The 3475-nt window shown below is 73.6% G+C and carries 1 protein-coding gene and 1 pseudogene; one reads left to right on the forward strand and one right to left on the reverse strand.

Annotation, left to right across the window (positions count from 1 at the left end; all coding sequences use genetic code 11):
- Window positions 1-263: 263 nt before the first annotated feature.
- Window positions 264-1913, reverse strand: a pseudogene (locus tag ACSNOH_RS34035) (sensor histidine kinase); the annotation flags it as partial.
- Between the two features lie 180 nt (window positions 1914-2093).
- On the opposite strand from ACSNOH_RS34035, the gene ACSNOH_RS34040 reads away from it, so the two are divergent.
- The coding region (locus tag ACSNOH_RS34040; RefSeq protein WP_436725315.1) for a cation:dicarboxylate symporter family transporter at window positions 2094-3475 on the forward strand (1382 nt) is incomplete at its 3' end.

Raw genomic sequence — 3475 nt, forward strand, 5'->3', positions numbered from 1 at the left:
GGCGGCGTGTCCGGGGGAAGGTTGGCGTGCGGGGAGGGCGACGTGTCCGCGGACCGGGTGGCGTGCGGCGAGGACAGCGCGTCCGCAGGACGGTCGGCGCGCAGCGAGAGCGACGCGTCCGCAGGACGGCCGGCCTGCAGCGAGGGCGGCACGTCCGAAGGACGACCGGCCTGCAGCGAGGACAGCGCGTCCGCAGGACGACCGGCCTGCAGCGAGGACAGCGCGTCCGCAGGACGGTCAGCCTGCAAGGAGGGCGGCGTGTCCGCAGGACGACCGGCCTGCAGGGGAAGCCGTACGGTGAACTCCGCGCCGCCGTCCGGCGAGCCGGCCACACGCACCGTACCGCCGTTGCGGCGCACGGCCTGCCGGACGAGCGCGAGGCCGAGCCCGCGGCCGTGGGGCGCGCCGCCGGGCGACTTGGTCGACCAGCCGCGCCGGAACACCTCCTCCATGGCCTCGGGCGCCACGCCCGCCCCGGTGTCCGCGACGCGCAGCAGCAGCTCGCCGCCGTCCGCGGCCCCCTCGCTCGCGCGCAGCGTGACGGTGACCCGCGCGTGCCGCACCTCCGCCGCGCTGCGGTTGGCCTCCTCCGCGGCGGCGTCCACGGCGTTGTCGACGAGGTTGCCGAGGATCGTGACGAGGTCGCGGGCGGGCAGGCTGGGCGGCAGCAGGCCGTCGTCCACGTGCGTGTCGGGCGCGAGGACGAGCTCGACGCCGCGCTCGTTGGCCTGGGCGGCCTTGCCCAGCAGCAGGGCCGCGAGGACGGGTTCGGCGACGGCGCCGACCACCTCGTCGGTGAGGGCCTGGGCGAGTTCGAGCTCGGCGGTGACGAACTCGACGGCCTCGTCCGCGCGGCCCAGTTCGATCAGGGACACCACGGCGTGCAGCCGGTTCGCCGCCTCGTGCGCCTGTGAGCGCAGCGCCTCGGCGAAGCCGCGCACGGAGTCCAGCTCGCCGGAGAGCGCCTGGAGTTCGGTGTGGTCGCGCAGGGTGACGACGGTGCCGTGGCGCTCGCCGCCGGAGACGGGCGAGGTGTTGAGGACGACGATGCGGTCGGCCGTCGCGTGGACCTCGTCGACGCGCGGCTCGGCGGCCAGCAGCGCGTCCGTGAGGGTGGGAGGCAGGCCCAGGGCGTCGACCTGCCGTCCCGTCACGTCACCCGAGAGGCCGAGGAGTTCGCGTCCGCCGTCGTTGATGAGGGCGATACGGTGCTGCCCGTCGAGCATCAGCAGACCCTCGCGCACGGCATGGAGCGTCGCCTCGTGGTAATCGTGCATCCGGCTCAGCTCGCCGGCGTTCATGCCGTGGGTGTGGCGGCGCAGCCGGGCGTTGAGGAGGTACGTGCCCGCGCCGCCGAGGGCGAGCGCGGCGAGGGCGACGAGCAGCAGGCCGAGGAGCTGGCGGCGTATCTCGGCGCTGATCGTGTCGACGGTGATGCCCGCGCTGACCAGGGCGAGCGCCCTGCCGCCGTCCATGACCGGCACCACCACCCGGACCGAGGGGCCGAGCGTGCCCGTGTACGTCTCGGAGAACGTCTCGCCGTGCAGGGCCGGGGCGGTGTGGCCGAGGTAGCGCTCGCCGATGCGGGCGGGGTCCGGGTGGGTCCAGCGGATGCCGTCCGGGTTCATGATCGTCACGAAGTCGACGCCGGTGTCGCGGCGGACCCGCTCGGCGTACGGCTGGAGGCCGGCGGCCGGGTCCGGCGAGCGGACGGCGTCCCGGACGGACGACGACGCGGCCACGGCGACCGCCGCCGCGGTCACCTCGCGGCGCGCGGCCTCCTCGGCCTGGCCGCGGTCGGCGGCGTACGCGAAGGCCGCGCAGCCGGCCACCACGACGGCGACCAGCACGATCTGCATCGCGAAGAGCTGGCCGGCGAGGCTGCGGGGGCGGCGGATGCGGGGTCTGCGCATGGCGGACAGTGTGCACCGGGCCGCGCCCGCGAACGTAATGCACATAAGGGTGACCACGGTCACAGAGCCGTGCATAGTCGCCGGAGCCCCTCTCGTCGGGAGAGAGGGGACTCCCCCACGCACCCGGATGCCGTTCGGAGCCCGGATGCGCCCGGAGCCGCAAACCCCTAGGAGATCCCTGTGACGGCACAGCCGGCACCACCCCCGGGCGGGCAGCCGCCGCAGCGGCGGGACCGTACCCACTACCTGTACCTGGCCGTGATCGCGGCCGTCCTCGCCGGCATCGCGGTCGGCCTCGCGGCGCCCGGCGTCGCGGTCGGGCTCAAACCGCTCGGCACCGGCTTCGTCAACCTGATCAAGATGATGATCTCGCCGGTCATCTTCTGCACGATCGTGCTCGGCATCGGCTCCGTGCGGAAGGCCGCGAAGGTCGGCGCCGTCGGCGGCCTGGCGCTCGGCTACTTCCTGGTCATGTCGACCGTCGCGCTGGCCATCGGCCTCGTCGTCGGCAACATCCTGGAGCCGGGCAGCGGGCTGCACCTGACCGACGCGGTGCGCCACGCCGGGGAGGCGCAGGCGAAGGGCGGGAGCGAGTCCACGACCGCCTTCCTGCTCGGCATCATCCCGACCACGATGGTCTCCGCCTTCACCGGCGGCCAGGTGCTGCAGACGCTGCTGGTCGCCCTGCTCGCGGGCTTCGCCCTGCAGGGGCTGGGCGCGGCGGGCGAGCCGGTGCTGCGCGGCATCGGACACCTGCAGAAGCTGGTCTTCCGCATCCTCGCCATGATCATGTGGGCGGCGCCGGTGGGGGCGTTCGGCGCCATGGCGGCGGTCGTGGGCGCGACGGGCACCGACGCCCTGAAGTCCCTCGCCGTCATCATGATCGGCTTCTACGTGACCTGCGTGCTGTTCGTCGTCGTGGTGCTGGGCGCGCTGCTGCGGCTCGTGGCGGGCGTGAACATCTTCACCCTGCTCAAGTACCTGGGCCGGGAGTTCCTGCTGATCCTCTCCACGTCCTCCTCGGAGTCGGCCCTGCCGCGCCTGATCGCCAAGATGGAGCACCTGGGCGTCAGCAAGCCGGTCGTCGGCATCACCGTCCCCACCGGCTACTCCTTCAACCTCGACGGCACGGCGATCTACCTGACGATGTCGTCGCTGTTCATCGCCGAGGCCATGGGCGAGCCGCTCGCCCTGGGCCAGCAGATCTCCCTCCTCCTGTTCATGATCGTCGCGTCGAAGGGCGCGGCCGGCGTCACGGGCGCGGGCCTCGCCACGCTCGCCGGCGGCCTGCAGTCCCACCGCCCCGAACTCGTCGACGGCGTCGGCCTGATCGTCGGCATCGACCGCTTCATGAGCGAGGCGCGGGCCCTGACGAACTTCGCGGGCAACGCGGTCGCGACGGTCCTCGTCGGCACGTGGACGAAGGAGATCGACAAGGAGCGGGTGAGCGAGGTCCTCGCCGGACGGCTGCCGTTCGACGAAACGACGCTGACGGCGGACGGGCACGGGGCGGGGCACGGGGACGATTGCGTGGCGGAGCCGCCGAAGGAGCCGAAGGAGAA

It is taken from the genome of Streptomyces sp. URMC 127 (assembly GCF_051386535.1).
In the GTDB taxonomy this organism is placed as follows: Bacteria; Actinomycetota; Actinomycetes; order Streptomycetales; family Streptomycetaceae; genus Streptomyces.